Genomic DNA, 23,895 nt, shown 5'->3' on the forward strand with positions numbered 1-23,895 from the left:
CCATCTATTTACCGAAACCTGCACGAACTACTGATTGGAATCCGCATGCCCGACCCGATTCTCGCCGCTCGCGAGCTGACTAAAAGCTATGGGCGGGGTCCTGACCGCTTCGACGCGCTCAAGGGGGTCTCCTTGGACATCCAGCACGGAGAGTCCGTAGCGATCGTCGGCAAGAGCGGCTCCGGCAAATCGACCCTGATGCACCTTCTCGCCCTCCTGGATACCCCCGGGACCGGCACCATTACAGTGGACGGGACGGAAGCCCGGAGCCTGAGCGGGCGGAAGCTGAACGGGCTGCGCAATGAGATGTTCGGATTCGTCTTCCAGCAGTTCTTCCTCAACCCGGCCGCGAGCGTGCTTGAGAACGTGGTCCTTCCCCTGAAAATCGCCGGTGTTGGTGCTCGGGAACGGCGCCGTCGGGGAATGGAGGTCCTGGAACAGCTCCAATTGGCGGACAAGGCACGTAACAAGGCCTCGAACCTTTCCGGAGGACAAAAGCAGCGGGTGGTTATTGCGCGCGCCCTGGTGAACAAGCCCCAAGTCCTATTTGCGGACGAACCTACGGGTAACCTCGACACCGCCACGGGTCGGATCGTCGAAGACATCCTGTTCGACTTGAACCAGAACCACGGCATCACCCTGATTGTCGTCACGCACGACCACGACCTCGCAGAGCGCTTCCAGCGCCGGTTGTACATCCGGGACGGCCTGCTGATCACCACCGATGAGGAGCACGCGGCATGAAACCGCTCGAAATACTGAAAACCGCCATCGCGAACAGCTTCCGCAGCAAACTGCGGACAACGCTGACTGTCCTGGCGATCTTCGTCGGCGCATTCACCCTCACCATCACCAATGGCCTGGGCACAGGCATCTCGAACTACATCGACTCCCAGCTCGCCGCCGTCGGACCGGGCAACGCCTTCACGGTCACCAAGACCGACGCCTCCGGCGGGGCCGCCAGCGGGCCGAAGAAATACGACCCGAGCATCAAGCGCGTCGCAGCCGGCGGCAGGCCCGGCTCCTCCCAGCTCGCCCTGGCGCAGTCCGACCTGGACAAGATCGGAGCCATCCCCGGCATCACCGGTGTAGCCCCCGTCATCCGGATCAGCCCGGACTACATCCAGTGGAGCGGCCATGACAAATACCAGCTCTCGGTCAGTGCCCTCGCAGGGGCCCAGCCCCAGCTCGCCTCCGGCACGAACCTGGACGATTCCAGCACCCAGACCCAGCTTCTTCTGCCGGTGGGCTATATCGCCCCGCTCGGGTTCGCGGACAACAACCAGGCGATCGGACAGGACGTGACCATCGGCATCACCGACGCCACGGGTTCCATGCGCACCGTGGCAGCTCGGGTCGCCGGCGTAGAACAGGACAGCCTACTCAGCAGCTCCGGAATAGCAGTGAACAAAGCACTTTCCACGGCCCTGAGCCAAGCCCAAGCCACCGGTGCCCCCTCCACGGCTGTTAGCGCCTGGACCGATGCCACTGCGAGCTTCGCGCCGTCGTCCTCGGCCCAGGTGAGCGATATGAAATCCAAACTCTCGGCAGCTGGTTACACTGCCCAGACCCTTGACGACCGGATCGGTACCGTCAAGACGGTGATCAACGGGATCATCGGCGTCCTGGACGCTTTCGCGGTCATAGCCCTCCTGGCCGCGGGATTCGGCATCGTCAATACGCTGCTCATGTCCGTCCAGGAGCGCACCCGTGAAATCGGCCTCATGAAGGCCATGGGCATGGGCAGCGGCTCCGTGTTCGCGCTCTTCAGTACGGAGGCGGCGTTTATCGGCCTTCTTGGAAGCGTCATCGGTTCGGCGGCAGCCATCGGCCTCGGCACCGCGGTCAGCGGCGCGCTCGCCCGTGGTCCGCTCAGCGACCTCGCCGGACTCCACATCCTTGCCTTCGCACCGGGCCCTGTCAGTGCCGTCGTCCTCCTCGTCATGGTCATCGCCTTCATCGCGGGCACGCTTCCGGCATGGCGGGCGGCACGGCAAAATCCCATCGACTCACTGCGCTACGAATAGGCGGTGGCGCGCAAACGGCCCAGGCGGTGGTGCGCAGCCGGGCGCCATTGCGGAACCTCATCGGTGAAGGAGCGGCCAGTTTGGTGGGTTCCCACCGGATCATGACCGGGCTACTATCGTCCTCGTGACACCCGTGTGACCCCGGTCAGGCGGCGGCAGCCCGACGATCTGGAGGTGCCCGATGGCGAATCCGTTGCAATGGCCCTTTCTGCGTCAGTTCCTCAAGCACGATCCCACGAGGCGCTGCCCTTCGTCTTTGCAAGCGCCGCAGCGCGAACGTGCCGACGCAGCGGCACGAGAGCGCAATGCAGCGCGCGCGTAGCGTGTCGGCCGCCAGTGATCGAACCGGCCGCTTCCGCGGCTTTTTCGGTCTCCCCGGGACGCGCGGAGTCTCCGGGGCTCTGCTGGAGCTGGTCCTCTGGTGGTTGGCGGGAACGCTCTCTTGGCTGGTCACGGCGAGCACGGTGACGGTCCCGGAGACCGTGGCGGCGGCGTCGACGGCGTTATTCGGCGCGGTGCTTGCCCGCATGGCCCGGCGCGCCATGGGCTTTCAGGCCGCAGCGAGGGTCATCTGGCTACGATGGGCGGCCCTTGTCCCTGCCGCTGCCGTGAGCGATTCCGTCCGTCTCGCGCGGTGGCTCGCGGGCCCACGGCGGGAGTCCCTGGGAGAGCAACAGATGCCGGGGACGCGGAGCCCGAAGGCAACGGGATGGCGTGCCGGTGCCATGATCGCCTTGTCATCGACACCTGGATCCGTTGTCTTTTATTCCGACCCGGATTCGAACCGGCTCCGGGTGCACGTCCTGGCACAAGGCTGGCCCAGGCTCGACCGGCACGTCGCCTCAGGCGACGGGTAGGGGGCGGGAATGGATACCGCAGTAGTGTGGTCGGCCGCGACCTTGGCGCTCCTGCTCCTCGGCGTGGTTCCCAGTGTTCTCCTCGCGGCCCGCGGGAGCAATGTCCAGCGTTTGGTTGGACTCCAGCTACTAACAGGCTGCAGCGTCATGGTACTGATCGGGCTCTCGATCGTCGTCGCCCAGTCTTCGTACCTGATCGTCCCCCTCGTGCTGGCCGTGCTCGCCTCAATTGGAACGCTCGTCTATACCAGGCTTTTGAAGCCGGGCATTGACGGGCAACGGGTCGGGGAGGAGGAATGACGGCCGTACTGTTTGAAGCGGTTTTCGCAGGGCTGGGCGTGCTGGCGGCGGCTTTCGGCTGCGTAGGCGCGGTACTGGCGCGTGAGCCCCTCGCAAAGCTGCACTTTCTAGCCCCTGTGACGACCCTCGGGGTGCCCCTCTTCTCCATCGCAGCGGTCATCTACTTCGGCATTTCCTTGGGAAGCGCCACCATCATCCTGATCGCCCTGGTGGTCGCGTTCGGCGGCCCCGCCGTGACGATCGCCGTGGGAAGGTCCCTCGCCGACGAGCGGGGCCTGGACGTCGGGAGGTCCCCCGAATGAACGACGGCGTCCTGAGCAACGTTCTGATTGTCGTCAGCCTCACCTTGGTCCTTGTCGGAGCCGCGGCGGTCGTCCTCACGCGCCATCCCTCAAAGCAAGCAGTGGTGCTTTCCTGTTATGGACTGCTGCTCACCATCTTGTTTGTCGCCTTCCAAGCACCCGACGTGGCCCTCAGCCAAGTGGCCATCGGAACCGCTGTGGTCCCCCTGATCGTGGTCCTCTCGATACGGAAGATATCGCTCATCCGTGCCGAACACACCCGCGCAACGGACCAAAAGGAGGGAAAATGACGCGGCGGATCCGTCTGGTCGTTCTGGTCGTCGGCATCGTCGCCTTCGCGGCCGCGATGTCGCTCGCGTTCACGGGCATGCCGCACTTCGGCGGAGACATCCATGCGTACCGTGACGCGGCCGTTTCGGGCACTTATGCGCATGACACCGCAAACGTTGTTTCAAGCATCAACTTCGACCAGCGCGGCTTCGACACCTTCGGGGAGGAGACCATCCTTTTCTGCACCGTCGTCGGCGTCGCGGCGCTGCTGAGGCCGGTCCACCGCGAACGACGCCGGGAGGTCAGCGACGCCGGGCTGGTGTTGGAGTCGACAGGGCTCCTCGTCTATGTGCTTTTTCCGCTGACCATCGTGCTTGGTGTCAACGTGGTGGCCCACGGAGCCGTCACCCCCGGCGGCGGATTCCAAGGCGGCGTCATCCTGTCAACGGGCATCCATTTGCTCTACGTCGGCGGCCGGTACTCCCTCCTGCGCAAACTCCGGCCGTTAGTGTGGTTTCAGCAAGGCGAGGCGCTCGGCGTCGTCCTCTTCGGTGCGCTCGGGATTGCCGGTGCGGCGCTCGGCTCGGCCCTCTTCGCGAACGTCATTCCCCAAGGCCAGCTCAGCGATTTCATCTCGTCGGGAACAGTGCCGCTCTTCAACATAGCCGTGGGGATGACCGTCTGCAGCAGCGTCATCGTCCTCCTGGCCAGCTTCCTGGACCAGACCTTGGCGATCCGGGCCGACGCCGGGAACGATTCAGTGCGCAAGCCACGCTCCGGTTTCGAAGAAGGGTCCGCTTCGTGAACTACTACGCGTACTTCGTCGCGGTTGGCGTCATGCTCCTCGGTGTGGTTGGGATCGCCACGAGCCGCAGCCTGGTCCATGCAGTCGTATGTCTTTCGGTGGCCCAATCGGGCACGTACGTGCTTCTCATTGCCGTCGGCTTTCAATACGGGGGAGTGGCGCCCATTTTCGGCGGCCAGGTCGGCAGGACCACGGCCGTTGTCGACCCCGTGGTCCAGGCACTGGCGCTGACTGACATTGTGGTCTCGGCGGCGGTGACCTCAATGCTGCTCGCCCTGGTGATTCAGATCGCCAAGCGCCATCAGGCGATCGACCCCGACCGACTCGGTCGCTTGGAGGGCTGAGCGCGTGATCCACGGGACGTTCACAGAATCGCTCATGCCCACCACCGTGATTGTCCTGATCCTGGCTTCGTGCGTGCTGATGTCCCTGGGACCCCACCTTCCGAGACGTCTTGCAGACGTGATCTCCCTTGCCGCCGCCGTCGGGGCAGGGACGCTCGAGGTGCTTATGGTGGTGCCGGCGGCGAACCAGCGGCTCGTCTACTGGATGGGCGCTTGGCAGCCGCAGGGCGGGCGCGCGGTCGGAATCGCCTTGGTCGGAGACCAGTTCAGCATCGGGATCGCCCTCCTTGCGGCTGGGCTGATGGTCGCCTCCCTCGTCTTCTCGTGGCGCTACTTCGAGTCTGACACCGTCCACTACCACGGGTTGATGGTGCTCTTCCTGGCTGGTATGACCGGCTTCGCGTTCGCCGGCGACGTCTTCACCATGTTCGTCTTCTTCGAACTCATGGGCGTGGCCGCGTACGCGCTGACAGGACTCAAGGCCGAAGACCCGTCCGCGGTCCACGGCGCCATCAATTTCGGCATCGTCAACTCGCTCGCCGCCTATTTTTCGCTCATGGGTGTCGGCCTCCTTTACGCGCGCACCGGAAGCCTGAATCTCGCCGCCATCTCCGCAGAGCTGGTTGGTGACCGGAGCCCGCTGATCGCGATCGCGTTCATCCTCCTATGCGCGGGATTCCTCGTGAAAGCGGCGATCGTGCCGTTCCATTTTTGGCTCGACGACGCCCACGCGGTGGCTCCGTCGCCTGTGTGCGTCCTGTTCTCCGGGGTGATGGTCGAACTCGGCCTCTACGGGGTGGCGAGGGTCTACTGGGCCGCCTTTGCCGGTTCGCAGATCGCCTCCTCGGTCCAGGTCCTTTTCGTCGTGCTCGGTATCCTGACTGCCGTCGTCGGCAGCATCATGTGCTTCCTGCAACGCCATATCAAGCGACTGCTGGCGTACTCCACGATTGCCCACATGGGTGTCTTCCTGGCGGTCCTCGGCACCGCTTCCGCAAATGCTTTGGGAGGGGTTGCCGTCTACATCCTCGGCCACGCCGCGGTCAAAGGGTCCCTGTTCCTGCTGAGCGGCCTCTTGCTGAACAGGTACGGCAGCGTCGACGAGTACACCCTCCACGGCCGGGGAAAGGATTCCCGGGTGCTCGGGATCGCCTTCCTGATCGCTGGCGCGGCACTCGCGGGTGCGCCGCCTTTCGCCGTCGGACTGGGCAAGGGCATCGCCGAGAACGCCTCATCGAGCGGAGGCCAGCTTTGGGTCCCGGCACTCATGATCGGGGTGTCGGCTGTGACGGCCGCAGCTGTGTTCCGTGTTGGCGGAAGGATATTCCTCGGCCTTGGCCACCGTCCCGGGGGCGTCGAGGCCGAGGGCATGAGCGGGGATGAGGAACGCATCGAAGTCCCCATCGGCCAGCGCCACATCCCGGTATCGATGGGGACGCCCGCTTTGGGACTGCTGGCCGGCGCCCTTGCCCTGGGGGTCCTTCCATCGATCGGCGAGGCCGCCGAGCGGGCCGCCGCCCGGTTCATGGACCGGGACGGCTATGTGTCCGCAGTCCTCAGAGGCCCCGCCCCTTATGCGTCCCACGGTACCTCCGGCGCCGCATGGGAACCGACGGGCATTGCGTTGGCGGTACTCACGACCGCGCTCGCCGTCGTCATTGCGGCCGCGGCGCTCCATGGCTGGCGTCTGCCTTCCGCGCTGCGCCGCCCCTCGCATGCGGCCCAGCCGGCTTTGCGAATCCTGCGGCGGCTGCACTCCGGGCGCGTCGGCGACTACGTCGTGTGGCTGCTCGTGGGCCTCGCGGCGGGTTGGGCTCTGGTACTCGCCTGAGTCCGGGACCGAAAGAGACCAGGGAACTCGGCAACCATGCCGAAAGTACCGCTGGCGCGAATGCACCTATCATCAAACGGGCGCCCGGTGACGGCTGCGACTCGGCCCCGGCTGCGTGAGCATGCCTTTTAATTGTGGAATTCGCTATTCGTGGAGTTTGCTCCGTGCCTCGCGCTGTTGACGCTCGAGCTTGGCTTCCGCTTCATTCCGACGCTGCCCTACGATTCGCATCTGGTGAGTGGTCGGGTGCTCGTATTCTTCCATGGGAATGCCCTTTTCCCCGGAGAGGTTGTGGCCGGCAGCCTGGGACGTGAACTTGCGGTCTTGGGTATCGCTCATATCAGAATCGTCCCACTGGGCTGCCGTCTCCAAAAGGGGTTCAGCGTTGTTCGGGGTAAACGGTCCAGTGCGTCGCTACATCAGCCACTGCACTGAGACGTTCATGGCGAGCAAGGCCTTCGTCAGGGGTGCGAGTACCGACTCGTCGGCTTCCATGCGATGCAGCGTCTCCACGAATTCATCAATTTGGGTGGTGGTGAACCCGCCGGCCCGCAATTGCTGGATAGCAAGCTCAGTGTTCTGCTTGCGGGTGTTGCTGAATCGCGGAGTTACCTCTGGCTGCAACGGTTCCGAATCCATGCCCTTTGCCTGCCCCCAATTTTCCCTGTGCGTAGGATGCTCCCACAAGATATTCCTGCCTCACAAATGCTACTATCTCGGGCCGTGTGCGACGCAATGCCACGCCCCGGACCAGCTGGCAGTTGTTGTCGTTCGGGGGCTCAAAACGACAACAACTGCCAACCAGGCTGGCGGTCCGCGGAAGCCGGCCTAGCCGTTGATGATTTGTGGCACGCCGAGGGCTTTGAGGCCTTCGGTGCCGAATTCGAGGCCGTAGCCGGATTGCTTGGCGCCGCCGAAGGGGATGCGGGGGTCCACGGCGCCGTGCTTGTTGATCCAGACGGTTCCGGCTTCGAGGCGGCCGGCGACGTCGCGGGCGGCATCCAGGTTCGGGGACCAGACGGAGGCGCCGAGTCCGACGTCGAGCGCGTTGGCCATGGCGACGGCATCGTCAACGGTGGTGTAGCGGATGATGGGCAGGGCTGGTCCGAATTGTTCTTCGGCCACGAGCGGGTTGTTGTTGTCGATGTCGGCCACGAGGGTGGTGGGGTAGAAGTAGCCGGGCTGTCCGGGGTCGGGGTCGCCGCCAAGCAGGATGCGGGCGCCGGAGTCTCGGGCGGCGTCGACGAGCTTGGCAACGATGTCGTATTGCTGCTGGTTTTGCAGGGGTCCGAGGACGTTGTTTTCGTCGAGTCCGTTGCCCATGGGCATCGCGGCGGCGACCTTCGTGAGTTCTTCGCAGACGTCCTCGTAGATGTCGGAGTGGACATAGAGGCGTTTGAGTGCGGCACAGGTCTGGCCGGTGTTGATGAACGCGCCCCACAAGAGGTCCTGGGCGATCGCGGCGGGGTCGGCGTCGGGCAGGACGATGCCGGCGTCGTTGCCTCCCAGTTCCAGCGTGAGGCGTTTGACGGTATCGGCGGAGGATTTGATGATCGCCTTTCCGGTCGCGGTGGATCCCGTGAACATGACCTTCCCGACGGCAGGGTGTTCGGCGAGCCGGGCGCCGACGTCGCGGCCTCCGGAGACCACGCTCAGCAGGCCCTCGGGCAAATCTTCGTTGATGACCTTCACGAGCGCGAGCACCGACAGCGGGGTGTATTCGGAGGGTTTGACGACGACGGCGTTGCCCATGCGAAGGGCCGGGGCGATCTGCCAAGTAGTGATCATCATGGGCCAGTTCCAGGGGCCGATGGCGCCGACGACGCCGATGGGCCGGTAGTGCAGCTCGGCGCGGGTCTCGCCGTCGTCCACGACGGTTTCCGCCTCCAGCGGCGTGCCGGCGGTGGCCCGGAGCCAGGCGGCGCAGGCGCCGACCTCGAAGCGGGCGTTGGGGCCGTTCAGCGGTTTGCCCTGCTCGCGGGAGAGCAGACGGGCGAGTTCTTCGGCGGAGCGTTCGACGGCGTCGGCGGCCTTGAGCAGCGCGGCGGACCGGGCATCGTGGCCCAGCGCCGCCCACGCGGGCTGGGCGGCTGCGGCGGCCGCGACCGCGGCGTCGAGGTCTTCGACGGTGTGAACGGGAGCCTGCCCGACGGGGGAGCCGGTGGCGGGGTCAAGGATGGTCCGGGTCTCGCCGGTGGTCGGGGTGATTGAAGCCAGGAGGGCGTCGTAGCTTTCCAAGGGTTTACTCCACTCTGGGTTGGTATTGGTTTCGGAGGACAAGGTTCCGGGGGTCAGGCGCTCATCAGGATCATTGCGCCCAGGGCTCCCGCCGAAGAGATTGCTTCAAGCGATGCAGACGTATGACGACGGTGTCCGCGGCCGTTCCGTCGCAGCGTTTGGGCCGCCAGGATGATCGAGTAGCCAATCACTGCTCCGGCGAGGGCGACCGCCAGGACCGGGTTTACACCACCCAGTCCCGAATGCGCGTGTGTTTGCTGTCCTGGGCCGGCTACGTGGGATGGAAGGGTAGTTACGAGGATGGCAAACATGGCCACCATGGACAAGGATCGGTGTATCTCCATTCCGCCCCGGCGGTCCTTGGGCAGGAGCACCAGTGGCAACGGTGAAGTGAGAAGAAGCAGAAGGCCCCACACGAGGACCGGAACCATGCCCGGCCCGACGGTCGTGTCCGCCATCGCCACCAGCATGAGCGCCATCGGTCCCCACTGGCTGAGGTTCCTGACGATGCCTTCGCGCATCGGGCTCCACATTCCCAGGGCGCAGCAGGCCAGCATGACTATCGAAAGGGTTGTGTGCGTGGTGTTCACCGATCATCAGTCCCTGCGCTGGTCAGTCTTCTTCGTCCCCGAGGCGGACGGCCGCCGGCCCTTCTTCGCCGTGCCCGATCCGCAGGTACACGGCGGGGTTGCTTCGGCGGAGGCGGAAGGCCCAGGCCAGGCCCAACAATCCGGGCAAGATGATCGTGGCCGGCAGGATGAACGTCAGGGCATTGCTCTCGTTTTGGCCCAGCAGTACGTTGAAGTTGACCACGATCAGAACGAAGATCACCACCAAGAGGACGAACCCGAGGGCAGGGGCGATCACGCGGGTCCAGATTCCGGCGTCATGCCTGTTCTTGCGGAAGAATCCGATGACCGCCAGTGAAACGATGGTCATCAAGAGCACAAGTCCCATCGCGCCGTCATTCGTCAGCCACGTGAACATGGTCAGGACAGGGTAGAGATCACCCAGCGACGATCCGGTCCCGGCGATGGCGAACCCCGCCGTGACAACGACGGCGATGACCGTCTGGGCGATCGATCCTGCGTAGGGCGCGCCGCTGTGCCGCCGTACGGCACCCAGCTTCCGGGGAAGGACTCGTTCCCGGCCAAGGGAGAAGAAATAGCGCGCCGCGGCGTTGTGGAAGCTGACGAGGGCTGCGAAGAGGCTCGTGACGAAGAGCAGGCGGGCCAGGTCGGCCAGAAGGACGCCGGCATGGTCACTGAGGAAGCCGAACATCAGGTCCGGTCCTTGTTTTGCGGAAGCGTCGACCACAGCGGATGGTCCTGTCCCTACGGCCATGGCCCAGGAGGAAACGGCGTAGAACACGGCGATGATGGCCACTGCTGTGTACGTTGCCCGGGCGACGGTGTGCTTGGGGTCCTTGCTTTCCTCGCCGTAGATGGCGGCCGACTCGAATCCCATGAACGCCGCGATGCCGAAGGAGAGGACCGCGCCCACACCCGGTACAAAGAGGCTTTGCGGGCTGAGCGGCGCTGCGCTGGCTCCTTCGGGTGCCACGACGAAGGAGGCGACGTCGTAGACGATCACCACGAGGAACTCCAGGCCGACGAGCACCCCGAGGACCTTCGCTGACAGGTCCACCCGGTTGACTCCGAGGAATGCGACGACGGCGATGCAGACCAGTACGGGAATCCACCAGGGGACCGTGGCTCCGAAGCGTTCGTTGATCAAGCTCGAGACGGTGAACCCGAAGAGCCCGTAGATGCCGACCTGCATCAGGTTGTAGGCCATCAGCGCCACCATTGAAACCCCGACGCCGACCGGCCGGGAGATGCCCTGAGCCACGTATGAATAGAAGGCGCCGGCGTTGACGACGTACCGGCTCATCGCCGCGTAGCCGACGGCGAACACGGCGAGGGTTCCACCGAGCAGGAGGAAGGACAGCGGAACGCCGGTGACGCCGGTGACGGCAAACGTCGTCGTCACTCCGCCTGCGAGGACGGTGAGCGGAGCCGACGCGGCAATGATCATGAAAGTCACCGCCGGGACGCCAAGGCGGCGTCGGTTGTGTGGCGGGTGGCCCACCTCAGTGGTCTCTTTCCCGGTTGTTAAACTCATTTTTGGGTCTCCATATGGCAGTGGCCGCCTTCGGCAGGCTTCGACGCGGGGACGTCGAGGACCGGGCTCCGGTCAAAGAAGCCTTCGGGGCGCAGTTTGAATCCCACCGTGTCGACGGGCATGATCGGCCAGTCCTCGGGGCGGGGGAAGTGGGTCAGCCCGAACGTGTGCCACACGACGATGTCTTGACCGTCGATGTCCCGGTCGCGGGCAATGTAGGACGGCAATCCGGCTCCTCCGCAGTGCTGGTTGACGAAGTCGCCGCTGGGGTAGCGCTCATTCTCGTCATAGCGGGTCACCCAGAGGTCCTTCGTAGCGAATGCTGCACGCCGGGCGATGGATGATTCGGGATCCGCCAACAGCATGGGATGCCCTTGTCCGTGGAGTTTGTACCCCACGGGGTCGCCCAGGCGGTTGAGTGATTCGGGATTGGAGATGATCCACGCCCGTCCAGCCGCCATGTCGGACTCGCGCACAGCTTCTGATTCGCGCCTAAGTACAGTCCGACGGCGCGCGAAGGCGTTGCCGCGTTCGTTGCCTTCTCCCATGGGTACCCGGACGGCGTCCTCTTCCTCGACCCTGTTGCTCAGCCCGTCGATGGCGAAGTCCAGTCGGGCGCTGAAAAGGTGCTGGTGGAAGGGAGCCCCGAGGCCCGGGGCCAGTTCGGAAGCGTACGGGTAGCCCTTCTCCGGAAGGGCACTCGTGAAGACGACGCCGGTGGCCTTGGCTTCGAATTCGATGGTGCCGTCGAGGTAGAGGTACCAGTAGAAGCCGTAGTCGTAGTTGCCGATGGTAGTGAAGAAACTGATGACGAGCCTGCGGTTCCGGCGCGTGTAGTTCACACCGCTCCAGAGGTCGCTGTGCTTGGCGAGGATGCTCCAATCTTCTTCGTGCATGCATATTCCGTTCCGGATTTCCCGGGGGCGGCCAAACGCGTCGCTGACTACCGGACTGAGGTAGGTGATTTCGCCGAGGCAATCACAGCCGAGTTCGAGCGAGTTCGCGTACTGGCCCACCAGGTATTCGCCGGTATCGAAGTAGTTCTGCCAGGAGCGGACGGGGGAGGGGTCGCCGTAAGGTACCACCATTTCGGCGATCGATGCGCGCTTGAGGATGCTGCGGCGGCGAGTGCCGTCGTCGAACGCTACGTTGTGCAGCACCACGCCTTCCCGGACGTCGAAGCCGATGTCGAGGCTCCACTTTTCCCACTCGACGTGGTTGCCGTCCTGTACCGTGAAGCTCGGCCCGTCCGGCTGGGTAATGTGGATCGGCTTCTGGGTTGTGCGCATGGGACCGGTCAGCCCGGGGTCGGTGAAGTTTCCGTGTTCTTCCGGCACCGGTACCGGCCCGAAATCCAGGACCTGGTCGACTGTCTTGCCCACGACGTCGACGTAGGCAACAAGCCCATCCACGGGGTGGGCCCAGGCGCTGTCCCCGGGGGACTCCTGGACAAAGGCCAGGCCGCGAAGAATCCGCCGGCCTTTCTCTTCCGGGTACTCGAAGACCCCGGCTGACAGCGGAGCAACCCTGACCTTGCTGACCTCAAGCTTGCGGTCAGCCAAGGCCTTGAGCCAGCGCTCGTCCTGGGCGAGGATCTCTTCAACCACCTCGAACTCTTCTTCGATGACCGGAAGCTCGCCCGTCACGGAAGTATCGAGCTCCACTTCCGAGACGAGTTCCCGGTGCGTCACCGAGACGACGACGTCCCGTGCCGCACCGGATGAAACGTCATGCAGGAAGGCCCTGAATTTCCGGTCCACGGCTCCTGGATCGCGAGGGGGGTCGAGTAGGCCAAGGTAGGCGATCCGGATGGATTCATCGAAGAGTCCTGCGTCGGCCAGGATGGCCCGGACCGCCGTGACGTCTTCGGCACTGGTCATCCGATACCCAGGCAGTCCGGCAAACGCAGCCAATTCGGCGATTTCTGGAGAAGATGTTGTGCTCATGGAAGGCCTTTGTGAGTGGCGGGCTTATTTTCTATGTGTGTAGAGAATAACAGCGTGTAATCTGAGTCACAACGGTTGTAGAAAAAAGATTTGGGGAACGCGTTGCCGAAGATCGTAGACCACGAAAAACGCCGGCTGGAGCTTGTGGAAGCGACGTGGCGGATCATCGCCAGCAGGGGCATCGAGGGCGCCACCATGCGCGAGATAGCCATGGAGGCCGGCTTTTCCAACGGCGCGCTCAAGCCGTATTTCCCCACGAAGGACGATCTCTTGACGTTCGCCTTCGGCCACGTCTTCAACCAGACGAATACCCGCATGGGAGACGCCACTGCCGGCCGGCGGGGACTGTCCGCGTTGCGCAGCTATTGCCATGAAATTTTGCCGCTCGACGCCGAGAGGCTCAACGAGGCGCGTATCGCTATCGCCTTCTGGCAGCGGGCGCTGACTGACCCGGCCAAGGCTGCCTTGCATGATTCCTCGATGGAGCAATGGCGTGAAGCCCTCTTCGACAAGCTCCGCGAAGCCCGGGAGCTCGGCGAGCTGAAGGAAGGACTCAACGATGACGACGTCGTCGGGGGGATCATGACGTTCGCACTCGGCGCCCAGATCACCGCCACACTGACGCCGGAACATCACTCAGCTGATCAACTTCGGTCCCAACTGGAGACCTATATATCGCTCATCGAGAGCGGGACGCCGCTCGATGAGGCGTGCGCGGAGTAGCCTCCCGAGCCTAACGTGGCCCTGTTGTGCCGATAGGTCCCCCGATAAACTGGAAAAGCGCCGAACAGACGCAAAGTTGGTTGCGGGAAAGGCAAGGTCATGACCGACAGCAGCAGCGGCGTCGAAGAACCCACTGAAGAGGAGAAAAGCGGAGTTCCAGTGGAACCCGAACTCCGGGGCCGGTTCGTCGAGGGAAACTACGGGAAGAGCGGAACAGAGCCCGGACGGCATTCCCAAGACCAAGAAGGCCAATACAGCCAAGGCGACTACGGTGCGGCCGGCAGCCAAGGAGGCTTGCCCGAGCCGTTGGGTACGGAGGCCAGGGAAGCCGGACGCTACGCGAAGGCGGATCTCGGCGAAGCGGGCACGGTTCCGGGGCGCACCGCCGAGTCTGAAATCGGCCAGTACGCCGAGGGGGACTACGGCGCGGAGGGAACGGTAGGACCACTACGTGAGGCCGCCCCTCGGCCGGTACCAGCGGCTGAAGACCCGCCGGCGCCGGCCGATGAAGACGGCGGCGAAGATAACGGCCCCTAACCGGTCAATGACGTCAGACCGGTCAATTACGTCGGCCGGGCGGGATCTCCTTCAGCCTTGGACCGGATGAAGCTCAGATCCTCGGGGGACAGGCTGACCTGGCTGTGGCGGTCGAAGTCCGGAGTGATGCCGGTTTCCTTATGGATTATTTCCGCGATGGTTCGCGGCAAGACCACGCATCCAGGGTTGTCTTTTAGCCAATGCCGCGTTTCGGGGCTGAGCATGTCCCAGTGGTCCCTGATGTTCATCTCCATGGATGACGCCTATCTGAGTGGGTTCAGAGAAGAATGCCGGCCGAGGCCGGTGCCGGAAACGTAATTAGGATACGCCCGGGCATAGGGGAAGGACAGGCCGTGACATGGCAATTCAAAGCGACGGAGTGGGCTTCCGTTCCAAGCGGGGCCCGGTACTCATAGCCCTGATGCTCTCGAGCGGCCTCGTCGCGATCGATGCCACGATCGTGGCGACCGCAGTGCCTTCGATCGTGCACGACATCGGCGGCTTTGCCTCGTTCCCGTGGCTCTTCTCCGCGTACCTTCTCGCGCAGGCTGTCTCGGTTCCGGTCTATGCGAAGCTCTCCGACATGGCAGGCCGTAAGCCGATCATTCTCACCGGCATCGGGCTCTTCCTGATCGGATCGATCCTTTGCGGGCTGGCGTGGAGCATGCCCACGCTCATTGCCTTCCGCGTAGTGCAAGGCCTCGGTGCCGGCGCGGTCCTGCCGGTTGCCATTACCATTGCCGGAGATATATACACCCTGGCCGAGCGCGCGAAGGTGCAAGGCTACCTCGCCAGCGTGTGGGCGACCTCTTCTCTTGTCGGTCCGACACTGGGCGGAGTGTTCTCTTCGCTTGGACTGTGGCGCGGAATCTTCCTGGTCAACATCCCGCTGTGCCTCGTGGCTGCGTGGATGCTGGTTCAGAGGTTCCAAGAGAACATCGAACGGGTAAAGCACCGTGTCGACTATCTCGGAGCCGCGCTACTCACGATCACGTTGACCTTGACCATTCTCGGTGCGCTCGAGGGCGGCCAGGCATGGGCCTGGGACTCGCCGATCAGCATCGCCGTGTTTGGCATTGGTTCGGTTTCGCTCGTTGCCTTCGTCCTGGTCGAGCGCCGGGCCGCGGAGCCTGTCCTTCCGCCGTGGGTCGTTTCGAGGCGCCTTCTTGGCACGACCGCCTTGATCTCCTTCGGTGCCGGAGCAATCGTGCTCGGCCTCACGTCGTATGTGCCCACCTTCCTTCAGGGTGCACTTTCGGTGTCGCCCATTACGGCGGGCCTGTCACTTGCAGCCCTGACCATCGGCTGGCCGATCAGCGCCTCGCAGTCGGGCCGCTTCTACCTTCGGATCGGATTCAGGTCCACGGCCTTGATCGGCAGCGCGGTCACCCTGATCGGGTCGGCGGCCCTCGCGATGACGGCTTACACACCTAACCTGGCGTTCGTCGCAGGGAGCTGCTTCATCGCCGGGCTCGGACTGGGGCTGCTAGCGACTCCGAGCCTGATCGCAGCCCAGTCCAGTGTCGAATGGCACGAGCGCGGAGTAGTGACGGGCACCAACCTCTTCGCTCGATCCATTGGCAGCTCGCTTGGCGTAGCCACCTTCGGCGGCGTGGCCAACGCAATCTACGCTGCCAACCCAGGCGGCGGGAAGAATTCGCAGGCCATCGTATCCGCCTCGGCGGCAGTGTTTCTCGCGGTGCTCGTGAGCGCCGCGCTCACCGTTCTCGCTGTCCTCGCAATGCCCGCCACTCCCCATGAAGCTGCCGCTCCCCAGGACAAGAGGCCGGATTCGCGGCTCCAAAAAGTGCGTCGGCCAGACGGACGGGAGGGGAGGCCCTAGGCCTCCCCTCAGCTGATCTAATTCCCCGGTGCCCCTGGAGCCGGGTTGGCTCCGCGGCCACCCGTGCGGACTACGCGGACTTTCGTGGTCTGCGGCTCTGATTGCTCGGGGAGTTGGATTCGCAATTCGAGGACGCCATCCTCGTAGGTTGCGACGACGCCGTCCTGGTTCACGCCGCGGGGCAACGGAATGCTGCGGGACCGCTCGCCATAGCGGAGCTCACTCCGGTAGCCCTTCTTGTCCATGCGTTCGGGATCCTCCTCGCGCCGCGCGTCGATGTGCAGAGTGTCGTCGACGATGCTGATGTCGACGTCGGTCTCGGGGTCGATTCCCGGCAGATCCGCTCTGACGACGAGCGTGTCCCCTTCCTGGTACTGCTCGATGCGCAGCGAGAAGTCGGATTCGCCTTGAAGGAAGCGTCGGACGGGCTCCGGGACTTCGAGTCCGCCACGTCGCAGAAAGTTGTCCATGATGTCCTCCTGATAGGTGCCGGCGGTGGGTCAGTACAGACTTGCCGGGATGAGAAAAAGTTACGCCTCACGTGCTCGCGTGGATAGCCCCGGGCAGGACGATTGTGCCTGTCAGCTTTGGTGGAAGTCCGGAGTCTTTGGTGCGTCGAGCATCCCGGCGATCTTCTCTTCCAACGCAGCGACGGTCGCTTCGGGGAGCACGATCAACCCATCCAATTCGCGCCGGGCGCGCTTGTACGCTGTCTGCCGCTCCGCAGGCGTCGCCGCACTGTCCGAAGCGATCCTCAGCAGCTTCCGCGCGGTCGCCAACCGCTGGCGTTCGGGCTCAGTGAAATTGCCGTCCTTGATGCGTTTGGCTTCGCGCTCTGCCACATCGAACGCCAGTTCGTAGCTGCGGACGGCCGCGCGGTATTCCGCAAGGCGCGCCGCCGTCGTGACTTCCGCCGGTTTTGCGGGGCGCAAGCCGTCAGCCTCCCGTTTTGCCCGAAGAAACGCAACGGTGAGCGGCTCGCGGACATCCGACATGACCGGAAAATCAATGAGTTTCCCGACGTCAAGCTCGTATTCGAGCCATCGATGGTTCACGGCGTCGTGAGCCTCCTGCAGCCGGAGGACCTCGCCCTGGCTGACTTGTTCCATTTCCGCCGCGCGGTTCTTGAGGCGGTAAAGCTCCACCCGGCGGCGGTGCCGCCGCTCGCTGGCCCTGGACCAGGACCGCGCCCAACCGCCAGCCACTCCGCTCAAGGGAAAGACCAGCCACCAGTAATGGCCCACGAAATCGAAGAAGGGATTCACGGCTTCATCGTCCCACCGCCCCGGAGGTGTCTCAAGGGCCCCGCGAAGACAACCGGGGCTGAGCCATGCATCGCGCCGATGTGGGTCTGTGAGCGGGTCCCCGAACCTGAGGCTTTTCCCATCGACAGGCACCCCGCCCAGGAATAGCCTTAAGCCGTCCCATTGACCGACGAGGATGACGGAGAGGTATCCGAACATGGGAGCTACAGAAAACGCTGAATTGGTCCGGCGGGGATACGAGGCCTTTAACTCAGGTGATCTGGCGACACTCAGCGAATTGTTCGCGGAGGACGCAGTCTGGCATGTAGCGGGAACTGGCGTGCTGTCCGGGACGAAGCAGGGGCGGGACGAGATCCTGGCCTACTTCGGTGAGCTGGCAGCGCGTTCCCAGGGCACCTTCCAAGCGGCAGTCCAGGACGTCGTCGGCGGAGAAAACCACACGATTGCCCTCCAGCAAACCCGCGCCGAAAACGACGGAAAGACACTGGACATTGCAACTGTCATTTCCTTCGTAGTCCGCGACGCAAAGGTTGTTGAGGGCCGGGAATTCTTCGAGGACACCGCCAAGGTGGACGAATTCTGGACCTGAATATCTGATGTGGATTCCGCCTGGGAAACTTATTGACATCCTGGGCAGCGGGGTCTATTGCTTGGCATGTCCACACCCGTCCACGCCAGCAAGGAGCAGATATGGAAGCCGCGCACTACGGAGTCGTGCACTTCTTCCCAGGAGGCACGAAGGAGCAATACGAGGCATCAATTGCCGCTGTCCACCCAGGAGAGGGCCTACTGCCCGAGGGTCAGACCTTCCATGCCGCAGGCCCGTCGGCCGGTGGCTGGACCATCATGGCCGTCCATGAATCGAAGGAAAGCTGGGAGAAATTCCGCGACAGCATTCTCATGCCCCGCATGCAGGCGGGCATCGAGGGCGGATTCGAGTCGCCCCCGGAAGAGACCGTCGTGGATCTCTACAAGATAATCACCTGACCTCATCGAAAAAGGCCGCCCCTAGGTCTCGCGGGCGGCCTCCGTCCTTTTAGGCAAAAGTGGAAGGATACAAGTCGTGGCCTCCATCGTGAACTATTTCGAAGTCGGTTCCCCCGATCCCGGGAGCGCCCGGGCCTTCTACGGCTCACTTTTCGACTGGACCTTCGGCGAGTCGTCGCCCGCCAGCTACCAGATGGTGAATGGCGACAAGGGTGGGTTGTGGGACACCTCCTCCCTTGACGGAGCGTCCTGGGCGATCTTCTACGTGCAAGTGGACGATGTGAAGGCCGCGATCGCCAGGGCCGAATCGCTTGGTGCGAGCGTAGCCATGCCGCTCGTCGATAACGGCGCGATCGAGTTCGCGCACCTCCTGGACCCGCACGGCAACCGGTTCGGTGTGTGGCATCCCAAACAGCCGAGCTAAAGTAACGGGGACATGAGCACGCTTGCGGCATTCGATGAAAAGGACTTGGTGCATTGACACTCGATACCTTGCCCGTGATCGATTTCTCCCGTCTGGAAGCAGGTCCGGAGGAGGCCTCCCGCTTCCGTGACGAACTGCGCGACGCCATGCATGAGGTTGGCTTTCTCTACCTCGCCGGCCACGGTATCCCGCAGGAGTTGACGGATGCCATTCTCGACGTGTCGCGCCGCTTTTTCGAATTGCCGGATGAGGAAAAGCTCGCGATCGAGAATGTGCATAGCCCGCAGTTCCGCGGCTACACCCGCGTCGGCGGCGAGCTTACGGACGGCGGGATTGACTGGCGCGAGCAGATCGACATCGGCGTCGAGCGTGACGCTGTTGAGCCGGGCCCGGGTGTCCCGGAATACTGGCGGCTCGAGGGACCCAACTTGTGGCCGGAAGCCCTCCCGGAAATGCGGGAGATTGTCTCAGCATGGACCGAACGGCTGAGCGCCATCTCGCTCGCGCTGTTGCGGGCCCTGGCAGTTTCCCTCGGAGCGCCCGAGGACACCTTTGATGCGGCGTTCGCCGAACGGGCCTTCCCTGTCCTCAAGATCGTGAGATATCCGGGGGAGTCGGACCCGGACCGCAAGCAGGGAGTGGGATCCCACCGTGACGGGGGAGTACTCACACTGCTCCTGGTCGAGCCCGGAAAGGGCGGTCTCCAGGTCGAATACCAAGGAAAGTGGATCGACGCCCCGCAAGTGCCGGGCACTTTCGTGGTCAATATCGGCGAAATGCTCGAGCTGGCCACCAACGGCTACCTCAAGGCGACCCTGCACCGGGTCATCTCGCCACTTCGGGGCACGGACCGGATTTCCCTGCCGTTCTTCTACAATCCTGCCCTTGACGCGACCATGCCGCAGCTTGCCGTGAGCCCGGAGTTCCAGGCAAAGGCCCGCGGCCTGTCGGTTGACCCCTCCAACAGCCCGATTTTGGAAACCTACGGGGACAACGCCCTCCGTTACCGGCTGAGGGCCCACCCGAACGTCGTCGCGGAGCATCACGCCGACCTTCTGTGAACCTGGCGGCGAGACAGATAATAGGGCCATGGAGTTCGAATTGCTCACCATCCGGGACTGTCCGCACGGCTCCGCGGCCCGGAAGCTGTTCTCCCGGGCCATGGAATTCGAAGGGCACGAACCGGCGTTCATTGCCGTCAGGGAGATCATGACCGACGAAGAGGCCGAAGCCTGCGGATTCCATGGATCCCCGACATTCATGGCGGACGGAATTGACCTCTTCCCCTCGACGGCAGACCCCGCCATGACGTGCCGCGTCTACCGTACGGCCGGTAGCCTCTCGGGGCTGCCCAGCTTGGAATCGCTTCGCCACGCGATCCAAGCCAGGCGGGCTGGATGAGTACGGACAGCGCCGCGGCCGCGGTCCGTACGTCGTGCCTCCCGGCACCAGCCCCCCGCTTACGCCGGGACTGGTGCCGCTGCAACCACCGGATGGTCCCGTCCGAGATTTCCCACTGCTGAAGCTCCCTGGGGAGATCCGATGTCCTCGAAGAACTCGGCGTTGGCCCGCACATAGTCTGCCCAATCATCCGGGACATCGTCCGAATAGTAGATCGCCTCGACCGGGCAGACGGGATCGCAGGCGCCGCAGTCCACACATTCGGACGGGTGGATGTAGAGCGAGCGTTCGCCTTCGTAGATACAGTCCACCGGGCATTCGTCGATGCAGGCTTTGTCCTTGACGTCGACACAAGGCTGCGCGATCACGTAGGTCATGGCGCGCTACACACCGGTGTAAACGGTCTTGCCCCACGTGAAGAAGTCCAGTGCGGACTTGCCCTGCTCGCGGAAGGTGTTGGTGGACGAGTCCTTCACGCCGCCGAACGGCACGTTCAGGTCCAAGCCCGCCGTGGGACGGTTGACCTTGACAACGCCTGCCTGGGCACGCGCGGCGAAGTCCGTGGCCAGGGCCAAAGAATCCGTGCAGATGCCTGCGGTGAGGCCGTAGCGTGAGTCGTTGATCGCGGTGAGTCCGGCTTCGTAGTCGGGCACCTCCCGGACAGCAACCACGGGACCGAAGATTTCCTCCGTAACGGCAGCGTCGTCAAACGCAACGTCGGTGAGCACGGCGGCGGGGAAGAGCAGCGCACCGGAGGCGTCGCCGTCGTACTCTCCGTGAAGGAGGGTGGCGCCGCGCTCGACGGCGGAGCGCACCGCGGCTTGGTCCTGCTCGAACTGCTGGCTGCTCACCACAGCGCCCATTTTGGCGCCGTCGAGTCCGTCACCGGCGGTGTAGCTGGCGGCCTCGGCAACGAGGGCCTCGAGGAACGCGTCGCGGATGCCCGGGGTGACGTAGACGCGGGACGTTGCCGTGCACGCTTGGCCCGTGAGTCCGAACGCGCCGGCTGCGACTACCGCGGCCGCTTTCCGCGGATCGGCATCGTCGAGGACCAGAACGCCGTTCTTGCCGCCCATTTCAAGCTGGACACGGGCGCGGCGGGCATTCAGGATTTCCTGGAGTCCGAGCCCCACCTTGGTTGATCCGGTGAAGGACAGCCCGGTGATGCGGGGATCGCGTGCCAAAGCGTCTCCGACTACCCGGCCTTGTCCGTGGACCACGTTGAAGACTCCGGCGGGAAGTCCGGCGTCCTTGAGGGCACGGGCGAGGTGCGTCGCGGAGAGCGGGGTGAGTTCGGCCGGCTTGATGACCACGGCGTTGCCGCTGATGAGTGCGGGTGCGGCCTTCCACGCCGGAATGGCGATGGGGAAGTTCCACGGGGTGATGAGCCCGACCACGCCCAGCGGCTCGCGCCGGGTGGTGATGGTGGTGTCCGGGAGGCCGCTGGGAAGCACTTCGCCGGTGGCGGACCAGCCGAGCGAGCCGAAGAAGCGCAGCACGTCCGACGCGCGCTTGACCTCTCCCTTGGCTTCGGCGAGGGTTTTGCCTTCTTCGCGGACAAGGTCCTCGGCGATCGCGGCTTGGCGTTCCGCGAGCAGGTTGCCGGCGGTCATGAGGATGGCCCCGCGGGCGGGCGCCGGCAAGGCGGCCCAAGCCGGCTGGGCAGCGGCAGCGGCCGTGATGGCCGCATCGACGTCCTCTGCGGTACCTCGCGGGGAGAGGGCCGCGAGTTCATCCGGGCGGGCCGGATTGATTCGCTGGATTTCGGGTTCTCCGGTCCATTCGCCGTTGATCAGATGCTGCGCTACGGCAACATTCTCATGGGTGGAGGTTGCAGATTCGGTGGCGGTGGAGGTCATGGTAGTCCTTTGGCTAGTACGGCTTGTTTGGGCAACTGCTGTTCGGGAGGAGGCCAGAGCCTAGAGGCTCCGGATCAGGCCTCCGTCGCAGCGAAGCGCGACGCCGGTGATGTAGGAAGCGGGGGCACTGCAGAGGAACGCTCCGGCTGCGCCGAACTCCTCCGGTTCGCCGTAGCGACGGGCAGGGATGGTCTTGCGGGATTCAAGCTGGATTTCCTCCGGCGTGGTGCCCCGGCGTTTGGCTGCTGCCCGGTCCAGTTCGGCGACGCGATCGGTGGCGATGCGCCCGGGCAAGAGCATGTTGACTGTGACAGCGTCGAGGGCAACTTCCGCCGCAAGCGTCTTGAGGTAGCCGGCCAATGCTGCACGGCCCGTGTTGGAGACGGCGAGGTTGGGCAGGGGTGCCACGATTCCGCTCGATCCGATCGCCAGGATTCGTCCCCAACGCCGTTCCCGCATCCCTGGCAGGATCTTCGAAACCAGCGCGTGGTGCGGTTTCACCAGCAACTCGAACGCCGCCGCGATGTCATCCGCGCCAAGGCTCGCGGCCGCCCCTGGCTTGGGGCCGGGCCCGTTGAGCACGAGGATATCGATGGGGCCGAGCAAATCCACGGCGCGCTCGACGGCGGCGGCCACCCCTTCGGGGGTGCTCAGATCGGCCTCGACTGCCACGGCGCTATGGCCGTCAGCCTGCAGTTCCGCCGCGATCTTCTCGGCCAGCTCGCCGCGGCGGCCGGTGATGGCCACCCTGACGCCCTCGGCCGCGAGGCCGCGGGCGACGGCTAGTCCGAGCCCTCCTGTGGAGGCAGCGACGAAGGCGCTCTTGCCGTTGATTCCGAAGTCCATCAGAGCCTTCCTGCCGTGCGGGCGGTGGGGGTTCGTGAGAGGTCCAAAGCGTCGGCCGCTTCAGCCAGATGGGTCAACATGCCGTCCCTGAGGACATCCGGGAAAGGAGCCGCGGGCGGCCGGACACCGGGGTCCTTGATGAGGCCCCTTTCACGGAAGCACTGCTTCCGGACAGCCAATGCGATCCGGGCCTGCTGCTCGAAGTTGATGAGGGGCAGGTACGGGAGGAGCGCGTCCCGGGCTGCGTCGTAACCGCCCGCCTGCCAGGCGCGGACGCAGGCCACGAGGGCTTCCGGATAGGAGAAGCCCGTCATGGCGCCCGCGGCGCCGGCCACCAGTTCGTCCAGCAGGCCTTGACCTCCTAGCCCACCGAACACGGAGACGTCGACGGAGGCCGCGAGTTGGGCAATGGCCACACTGGTGGGCGGGGCTTCGGCTTTGACCGCGACAATAAACTTGCAGGCCTGGACCACGTAGATGAGTGCTTCCGTGCTGATGCTGACGCCGCTGGCTACTGGGTAGTCCTGCAGGACAACTTTTGCGCCGGTGGATTGGTGGATCGCGTTCAGGTGCGCGACGACCACCTCCGGCCGTGCCGAATTGACCTGCACCATGACTGCTGCGAGCCGGTCTCCGGCCACGGCCTGGGCAGCGCGGATTTCTTCGACTGCAGTGCCCGTGAAGAGCGAGGTTACGCCTACCACGAGCGGCAATCGGGTTTCTTCGACCACCACTTCCAGTGCCAGGCTGCGCTCCGCTGCGGTCAGGGCAGCGGCCTCTCCGAAGACACCGAGGACGGTCAGTCCCGTGGCGCCAATGGATTCATAGTGCTCCACCAATTGGGCCAGGCTGTCGGTGTCCAGATCGAGGGTGCTGCCCTGGAATGGCGTGGCGACGACGCCCCACACGCCGGGTGTCAGTGATTCCCGCATTGGATTGTCCTTCCGTTCATGCTGACGTTCGGTG

30 protein-coding genes are annotated in these 23,895 nt (G+C 64.4%); 17 read left to right on the top strand and 13 right to left on the bottom strand.

What is annotated here, in order from left to right; all coding sequences use genetic code 11:
- Positions 1 to 45 precede the first annotated feature (45 nt).
- From J2S96_RS02265 to J2S96_RS02305, 9 genes are all read left to right on the top strand, one after another.
- Positions 46 to 744 (top strand): ABC transporter ATP-binding protein, encoded by a 699-nt coding sequence (locus J2S96_RS02265; RefSeq protein WP_306859468.1) that lies wholly within the window; start codon positions 46 to 48, stop codon positions 742 to 744.
- On the top strand, positions 741 to 2,027 hold the full coding sequence (locus J2S96_RS02270) for an ABC transporter permease (RefSeq protein WP_306859469.1): 1,287 nt from the start codon (positions 741 to 743) through the stop codon (positions 2,025 to 2,027). Before J2S96_RS02265 ends, J2S96_RS02270 begins: the two co-directional genes overlap by 4 nt.
- Positions 2,028 to 2,332: 305 nt before the next feature.
- Positions 2,333 to 2,884 carry a hypothetical protein gene (locus tag J2S96_RS02275; RefSeq protein ID WP_306859471.1) on the top strand — a complete coding sequence of 184 codons (552 nt, stop codon included), beginning with the start codon at positions 2,333 to 2,335 and terminating at the stop codon, positions 2,882 to 2,884.
- 9 nt (positions 2,885 to 2,893) lie between these two features.
- Entirely contained in the window at positions 2,894 to 3,184 is a 291-nt protein-coding gene (locus tag J2S96_RS02280) for an MrpF/PhaF family protein (RefSeq protein ID WP_306859473.1), read from the top strand.
- A complete protein-coding gene (locus J2S96_RS02285) occupies positions 3,181 to 3,486 on the top strand; it encodes a monovalent cation/H(+) antiporter subunit G (protein WP_306859475.1) in 306 nt (101 codons plus the stop codon). Before J2S96_RS02280 ends, J2S96_RS02285 begins: the two co-directional genes overlap by 4 nt.
- On the top strand, positions 3,483 to 3,776 hold the full coding sequence (locus tag J2S96_RS02290) for a Na(+)/H(+) antiporter subunit B (RefSeq protein ID WP_306859477.1): 294 nt from the start codon (positions 3,483 to 3,485) through the stop codon (positions 3,774 to 3,776). The genes J2S96_RS02285 and J2S96_RS02290 overlap by 4 nt, the downstream gene beginning before the upstream one ends.
- The gene (locus tag J2S96_RS02295) at positions 3,773 to 4,561 is read left to right on the top strand and encodes an MnhB domain-containing protein (RefSeq protein ID WP_306859479.1); all 789 of its coding nucleotides are present in this window, start codon (positions 3,773 to 3,775) and stop codon (positions 4,559 to 4,561) included. Before J2S96_RS02290 ends, J2S96_RS02295 begins: the two co-directional genes overlap by 4 nt.
- Positions 4,558 to 4,905, top strand: coding sequence for a sodium:proton antiporter (locus tag J2S96_RS02300; RefSeq protein ID WP_306859481.1), 348 nt, complete (start codon positions 4,558 to 4,560; stop codon positions 4,903 to 4,905). The genes J2S96_RS02295 and J2S96_RS02300 overlap by 4 nt, the downstream gene beginning before the upstream one ends.
- A gap of 34 nt (positions 4,906 to 4,939) precedes the next feature.
- A complete protein-coding gene (locus J2S96_RS02305; protein ID WP_306859483.1) occupies positions 4,940 to 6,736 on the top strand; it encodes a complex I subunit 5 family protein in 1,797 nt (598 codons plus the stop codon).
- A gap of 144 nt (positions 6,737 to 6,880) precedes the next feature.
- Here the strand turns inward: J2S96_RS02305 and J2S96_RS02310 are convergent, their stop codons facing one another.
- From J2S96_RS02310 to J2S96_RS02335, 6 genes are all read right to left on the bottom strand, one after another.
- On the bottom strand, positions 6,881 to 7,075 hold the full coding sequence (locus tag J2S96_RS02310; protein WP_306859485.1) for a hypothetical protein: 195 nt from the start codon (positions 7,073 to 7,075) through the stop codon (positions 6,881 to 6,883).
- 75 nt (positions 7,076 to 7,150) lie between these two features.
- Positions 7,151 to 7,375 (bottom strand): hypothetical protein, encoded by a 225-nt coding sequence (locus J2S96_RS02315; protein ID WP_306859487.1) that lies wholly within the window; start codon positions 7,373 to 7,375, stop codon positions 7,151 to 7,153.
- 189 nt (positions 7,376 to 7,564) lie between these two features.
- Positions 7,565 to 8,974, bottom strand: coding sequence for an aldehyde dehydrogenase family protein (locus J2S96_RS02320; RefSeq protein ID WP_306859489.1), 1,410 nt, complete (start codon positions 8,972 to 8,974; stop codon positions 7,565 to 7,567).
- A 53-nt stretch (positions 8,975 to 9,027) separates the two neighbouring features.
- The gene (locus tag J2S96_RS02325; protein WP_306859490.1) at positions 9,028 to 9,564 is read right to left on the bottom strand and encodes a hypothetical protein; all 537 of its coding nucleotides are present in this window, start codon (positions 9,562 to 9,564) and stop codon (positions 9,028 to 9,030) included.
- Positions 9,565 to 9,586: 22 nt separating this feature from the next.
- Positions 9,587 to 11,098, bottom strand: coding sequence for an APC family permease (locus tag J2S96_RS02330; RefSeq protein WP_306859492.1), 1,512 nt, complete (start codon positions 11,096 to 11,098; stop codon positions 9,587 to 9,589).
- A complete protein-coding gene (locus tag J2S96_RS02335; RefSeq protein ID WP_370872971.1) occupies positions 11,095 to 13,044 on the bottom strand; it encodes a primary-amine oxidase in 1,950 nt (649 codons plus the stop codon). Before J2S96_RS02335 ends, J2S96_RS02330 begins: the two co-directional genes overlap by 4 nt.
- A 102-nt stretch (positions 13,045 to 13,146) precedes the next feature.
- Here J2S96_RS02335 and J2S96_RS02340 point away from each other — a divergent pair, with 102 nt between their 5' ends.
- Both J2S96_RS02340 and J2S96_RS02345 read left to right on the top strand, forming a co-directional pair.
- On the top strand, positions 13,147 to 13,767 hold the full coding sequence (locus tag J2S96_RS02340; protein ID WP_306859886.1) for a TetR/AcrR family transcriptional regulator: 621 nt from the start codon (positions 13,147 to 13,149) through the stop codon (positions 13,765 to 13,767).
- Positions 13,768 to 13,866: 99 nt separating this feature from the next.
- The gene (locus J2S96_RS02345) at positions 13,867 to 14,304 is read left to right on the top strand and encodes a hypothetical protein (protein WP_306859494.1); all 438 of its coding nucleotides are present in this window, start codon (positions 13,867 to 13,869) and stop codon (positions 14,302 to 14,304) included.
- Between the two features lie 26 nt (positions 14,305 to 14,330).
- Here J2S96_RS02345 and J2S96_RS02350 read toward each other — a convergent pair whose 3' ends face one another.
- Positions 14,331 to 14,558 carry a hypothetical protein gene (locus J2S96_RS02350; RefSeq protein ID WP_306859496.1) on the bottom strand — a complete coding sequence of 76 codons (228 nt, stop codon included), beginning with the start codon at positions 14,556 to 14,558 and terminating at the stop codon, positions 14,331 to 14,333.
- A gap of 104 nt (positions 14,559 to 14,662) precedes the next feature.
- On the opposite strand from J2S96_RS02350, the gene J2S96_RS02355 reads away from it, so the two are divergent.
- Complete coding sequence (locus J2S96_RS02355; RefSeq protein ID WP_306859498.1) at positions 14,663 to 16,147, top strand: MFS transporter; 1,485 nt, start codon at positions 14,663 to 14,665, stop codon at positions 16,145 to 16,147.
- Positions 16,148 to 16,164: 17 nt separating this feature from the next.
- Here the strand turns inward: J2S96_RS02355 and J2S96_RS02360 are convergent, their stop codons facing one another.
- Positions 16,165 to 16,617: an Hsp20/alpha crystallin family protein gene (locus tag J2S96_RS02360; protein ID WP_306859500.1), complete on the bottom strand. Its 453-nt coding sequence runs from the start codon at positions 16,615 to 16,617 to the stop codon at positions 16,165 to 16,167.
- Positions 16,618 to 16,728: 111 nt separating this feature from the next.
- Positions 16,729 to 17,412, bottom strand: a complete 684-nt coding sequence (locus J2S96_RS02365; RefSeq protein ID WP_306859502.1) for a hypothetical protein — start codon at positions 17,410 to 17,412, stop codon at positions 16,729 to 16,731.
- A 196-nt stretch (positions 17,413 to 17,608) separates the two neighbouring features.
- On the opposite strand from J2S96_RS02365, the gene J2S96_RS02370 reads away from it, so the two are divergent.
- The 5 genes from J2S96_RS02370 to J2S96_RS02390 all read left to right on the top strand — a co-directional run bounded on the left by J2S96_RS02370 (position 17,609) and on the right by J2S96_RS02390 (position 20,224).
- Positions 17,609 to 18,001 (top strand): nuclear transport factor 2 family protein, encoded by a 393-nt coding sequence (locus tag J2S96_RS02370; RefSeq protein WP_306859504.1) that lies wholly within the window; start codon positions 17,609 to 17,611, stop codon positions 17,999 to 18,001.
- Positions 18,002 to 18,102: 101 nt separating this feature from the next.
- Positions 18,103 to 18,399, top strand: a complete 297-nt coding sequence (locus tag J2S96_RS02375; RefSeq protein WP_306859506.1) for a hypothetical protein — start codon at positions 18,103 to 18,105, stop codon at positions 18,397 to 18,399.
- A 76-nt stretch (positions 18,400 to 18,475) separates the two neighbouring features.
- The gene (locus J2S96_RS02380; RefSeq protein WP_306859508.1) at positions 18,476 to 18,823 is read left to right on the top strand and encodes a VOC family protein; all 348 of its coding nucleotides are present in this window, start codon (positions 18,476 to 18,478) and stop codon (positions 18,821 to 18,823) included.
- A gap of 53 nt (positions 18,824 to 18,876) precedes the next feature.
- Complete coding sequence (locus tag J2S96_RS02385) at positions 18,877 to 19,884, top strand: isopenicillin N synthase family dioxygenase (RefSeq protein WP_306859510.1); 1,008 nt, start codon at positions 18,877 to 18,879, stop codon at positions 19,882 to 19,884.
- A 28-nt stretch (positions 19,885 to 19,912) separates the two neighbouring features.
- Positions 19,913 to 20,224, top strand: a complete 312-nt coding sequence (locus tag J2S96_RS02390; RefSeq protein WP_306859512.1) for a hypothetical protein — start codon at positions 19,913 to 19,915, stop codon at positions 20,222 to 20,224.
- A gap of 59 nt (positions 20,225 to 20,283) precedes the next feature.
- Here J2S96_RS02390 and fdxA read toward each other — a convergent pair whose 3' ends face one another.
- From fdxA to J2S96_RS02410, 4 genes are read right to left on the bottom strand one after another with little or no spacing between them, the layout of a single operon-like run.
- The gene (gene fdxA / locus J2S96_RS02395; protein WP_306859514.1) at positions 20,284 to 20,601 is read right to left on the bottom strand and encodes a ferredoxin; all 318 of its coding nucleotides are present in this window, start codon (positions 20,599 to 20,601) and stop codon (positions 20,284 to 20,286) included.
- A 6-nt stretch (positions 20,602 to 20,607) separates the two neighbouring features.
- On the bottom strand, positions 20,608 to 22,083 hold the full coding sequence (locus J2S96_RS02400) for an aldehyde dehydrogenase family protein (protein WP_306859517.1): 1,476 nt from the start codon (positions 22,081 to 22,083) through the stop codon (positions 20,608 to 20,610).
- Between the two features lie 60 nt (positions 22,084 to 22,143).
- Entirely contained in the window at positions 22,144 to 22,929 is a 786-nt protein-coding gene (locus tag J2S96_RS02405) for an SDR family oxidoreductase (RefSeq protein WP_306859519.1), read from the bottom strand.
- Positions 22,929 to 23,861, bottom strand: coding sequence for a dihydrodipicolinate synthase family protein (locus tag J2S96_RS02410; protein ID WP_306859522.1), 933 nt, complete (start codon positions 23,859 to 23,861; stop codon positions 22,929 to 22,931). The genes J2S96_RS02405 and J2S96_RS02410 overlap by 1 nt, the downstream gene beginning before the upstream one ends.
- Positions 23,862 to 23,895: the final 34 nt, after the last annotated feature.

The sequence above is a fragment of the Arthrobacter bambusae genome, assembly GCF_030812595.1.
Taxonomy (GTDB): domain Bacteria; phylum Actinomycetota; class Actinomycetes; order Actinomycetales; family Micrococcaceae; genus Arthrobacter; species Arthrobacter bambusae_B.

Bases quoted from the DNA above. Each gene is read 5' to 3' on its own strand.
- J2S96_RS02270 (WP_306859469.1), top strand. From the start codon at position 741: ATGAAACCGCTCGAAATACTGAAAACCGCCATCGCGAACAGCTTCCGC.
- J2S96_RS02280 (WP_306859473.1), top strand. From the start codon at position 2,894: ATGGATACCGCAGTAGTGTGGTCGGCCGCGACCTTGGCGCTCCTGCTC.
- J2S96_RS02410 (WP_306859522.1), bottom strand. From the start codon at position 23,861: ATGCGGGAATCACTGACACCCGGCGTGTGGGGCGTCGTCGCCACGCCA.
- J2S96_RS02335 (WP_370872971.1), bottom strand. From the start codon at position 13,044: ATGAGCACAACATCTTCTCCAGAAATCGCCGAATTGGCTGCGTTTGCC.
- J2S96_RS02265 (WP_306859468.1), top strand. From the start codon at position 46: ATGCCCGACCCGATTCTCGCCGCTCGCGAGCTGACTAAAAGCTATGGG.
- J2S96_RS02360 (WP_306859500.1), bottom strand. From the start codon at position 16,617: ATGGACAACTTTCTGCGACGTGGCGGACTCGAAGTCCCGGAGCCCGTC.
- J2S96_RS02405 (WP_306859519.1), bottom strand. From the start codon at position 22,929: ATGGACTTCGGAATCAACGGCAAGAGCGCCTTCGTCGCTGCCTCCACA.
- J2S96_RS02275 (WP_306859471.1), top strand. From the start codon at position 2,333: ATGCAGCGCGCGCGTAGCGTGTCGGCCGCCAGTGATCGAACCGGCCGC.
- J2S96_RS02315 (WP_306859487.1), bottom strand. From the start codon at position 7,375: ATGGATTCGGAACCGTTGCAGCCAGAGGTAACTCCGCGATTCAGCAAC.
- fdxA (WP_306859514.1), bottom strand. From the start codon at position 20,601: ATGACCTACGTGATCGCGCAGCCTTGTGTCGACGTCAAGGACAAAGCC.
- J2S96_RS02355 (WP_306859498.1), top strand. From the start codon at position 14,663: ATGGCAATTCAAAGCGACGGAGTGGGCTTCCGTTCCAAGCGGGGCCCG.
- J2S96_RS02400 (WP_306859517.1), bottom strand. From the start codon at position 22,083: ATGACCTCCACCGCCACCGAATCTGCAACCTCCACCCATGAGAATGTT.
- J2S96_RS02390 (WP_306859512.1), top strand. From the start codon at position 19,913: ATGGAGTTCGAATTGCTCACCATCCGGGACTGTCCGCACGGCTCCGCG.
- J2S96_RS02285 (WP_306859475.1), top strand. From the start codon at position 3,181: ATGACGGCCGTACTGTTTGAAGCGGTTTTCGCAGGGCTGGGCGTGCTG.
- J2S96_RS02370 (WP_306859504.1), top strand. From the start codon at position 17,609: ATGGGAGCTACAGAAAACGCTGAATTGGTCCGGCGGGGATACGAGGCC.
- J2S96_RS02345 (WP_306859494.1), top strand. From the start codon at position 13,867: ATGACCGACAGCAGCAGCGGCGTCGAAGAACCCACTGAAGAGGAGAAA.
- J2S96_RS02305 (WP_306859483.1), top strand. From the start codon at position 4,940: ATGCCCACCACCGTGATTGTCCTGATCCTGGCTTCGTGCGTGCTGATG.
- J2S96_RS02350 (WP_306859496.1), bottom strand. From the start codon at position 14,558: ATGGAGATGAACATCAGGGACCACTGGGACATGCTCAGCCCCGAAACG.
- J2S96_RS02290 (WP_306859477.1), top strand. From the start codon at position 3,483: ATGAACGACGGCGTCCTGAGCAACGTTCTGATTGTCGTCAGCCTCACC.
- J2S96_RS02310 (WP_306859485.1), bottom strand. From the start codon at position 7,075: ATGAGCGATACCCAAGACCGCAAGTTCACGTCCCAGGCTGCCGGCCAC.
- J2S96_RS02295 (WP_306859479.1), top strand. From the start codon at position 3,773: ATGACGCGGCGGATCCGTCTGGTCGTTCTGGTCGTCGGCATCGTCGCC.
- J2S96_RS02375 (WP_306859506.1), top strand. From the start codon at position 18,103: ATGGAAGCCGCGCACTACGGAGTCGTGCACTTCTTCCCAGGAGGCACG.
- J2S96_RS02330 (WP_306859492.1), bottom strand. From the start codon at position 11,098: ATGAGTTTAACAACCGGGAAAGAGACCACTGAGGTGGGCCACCCGCCA.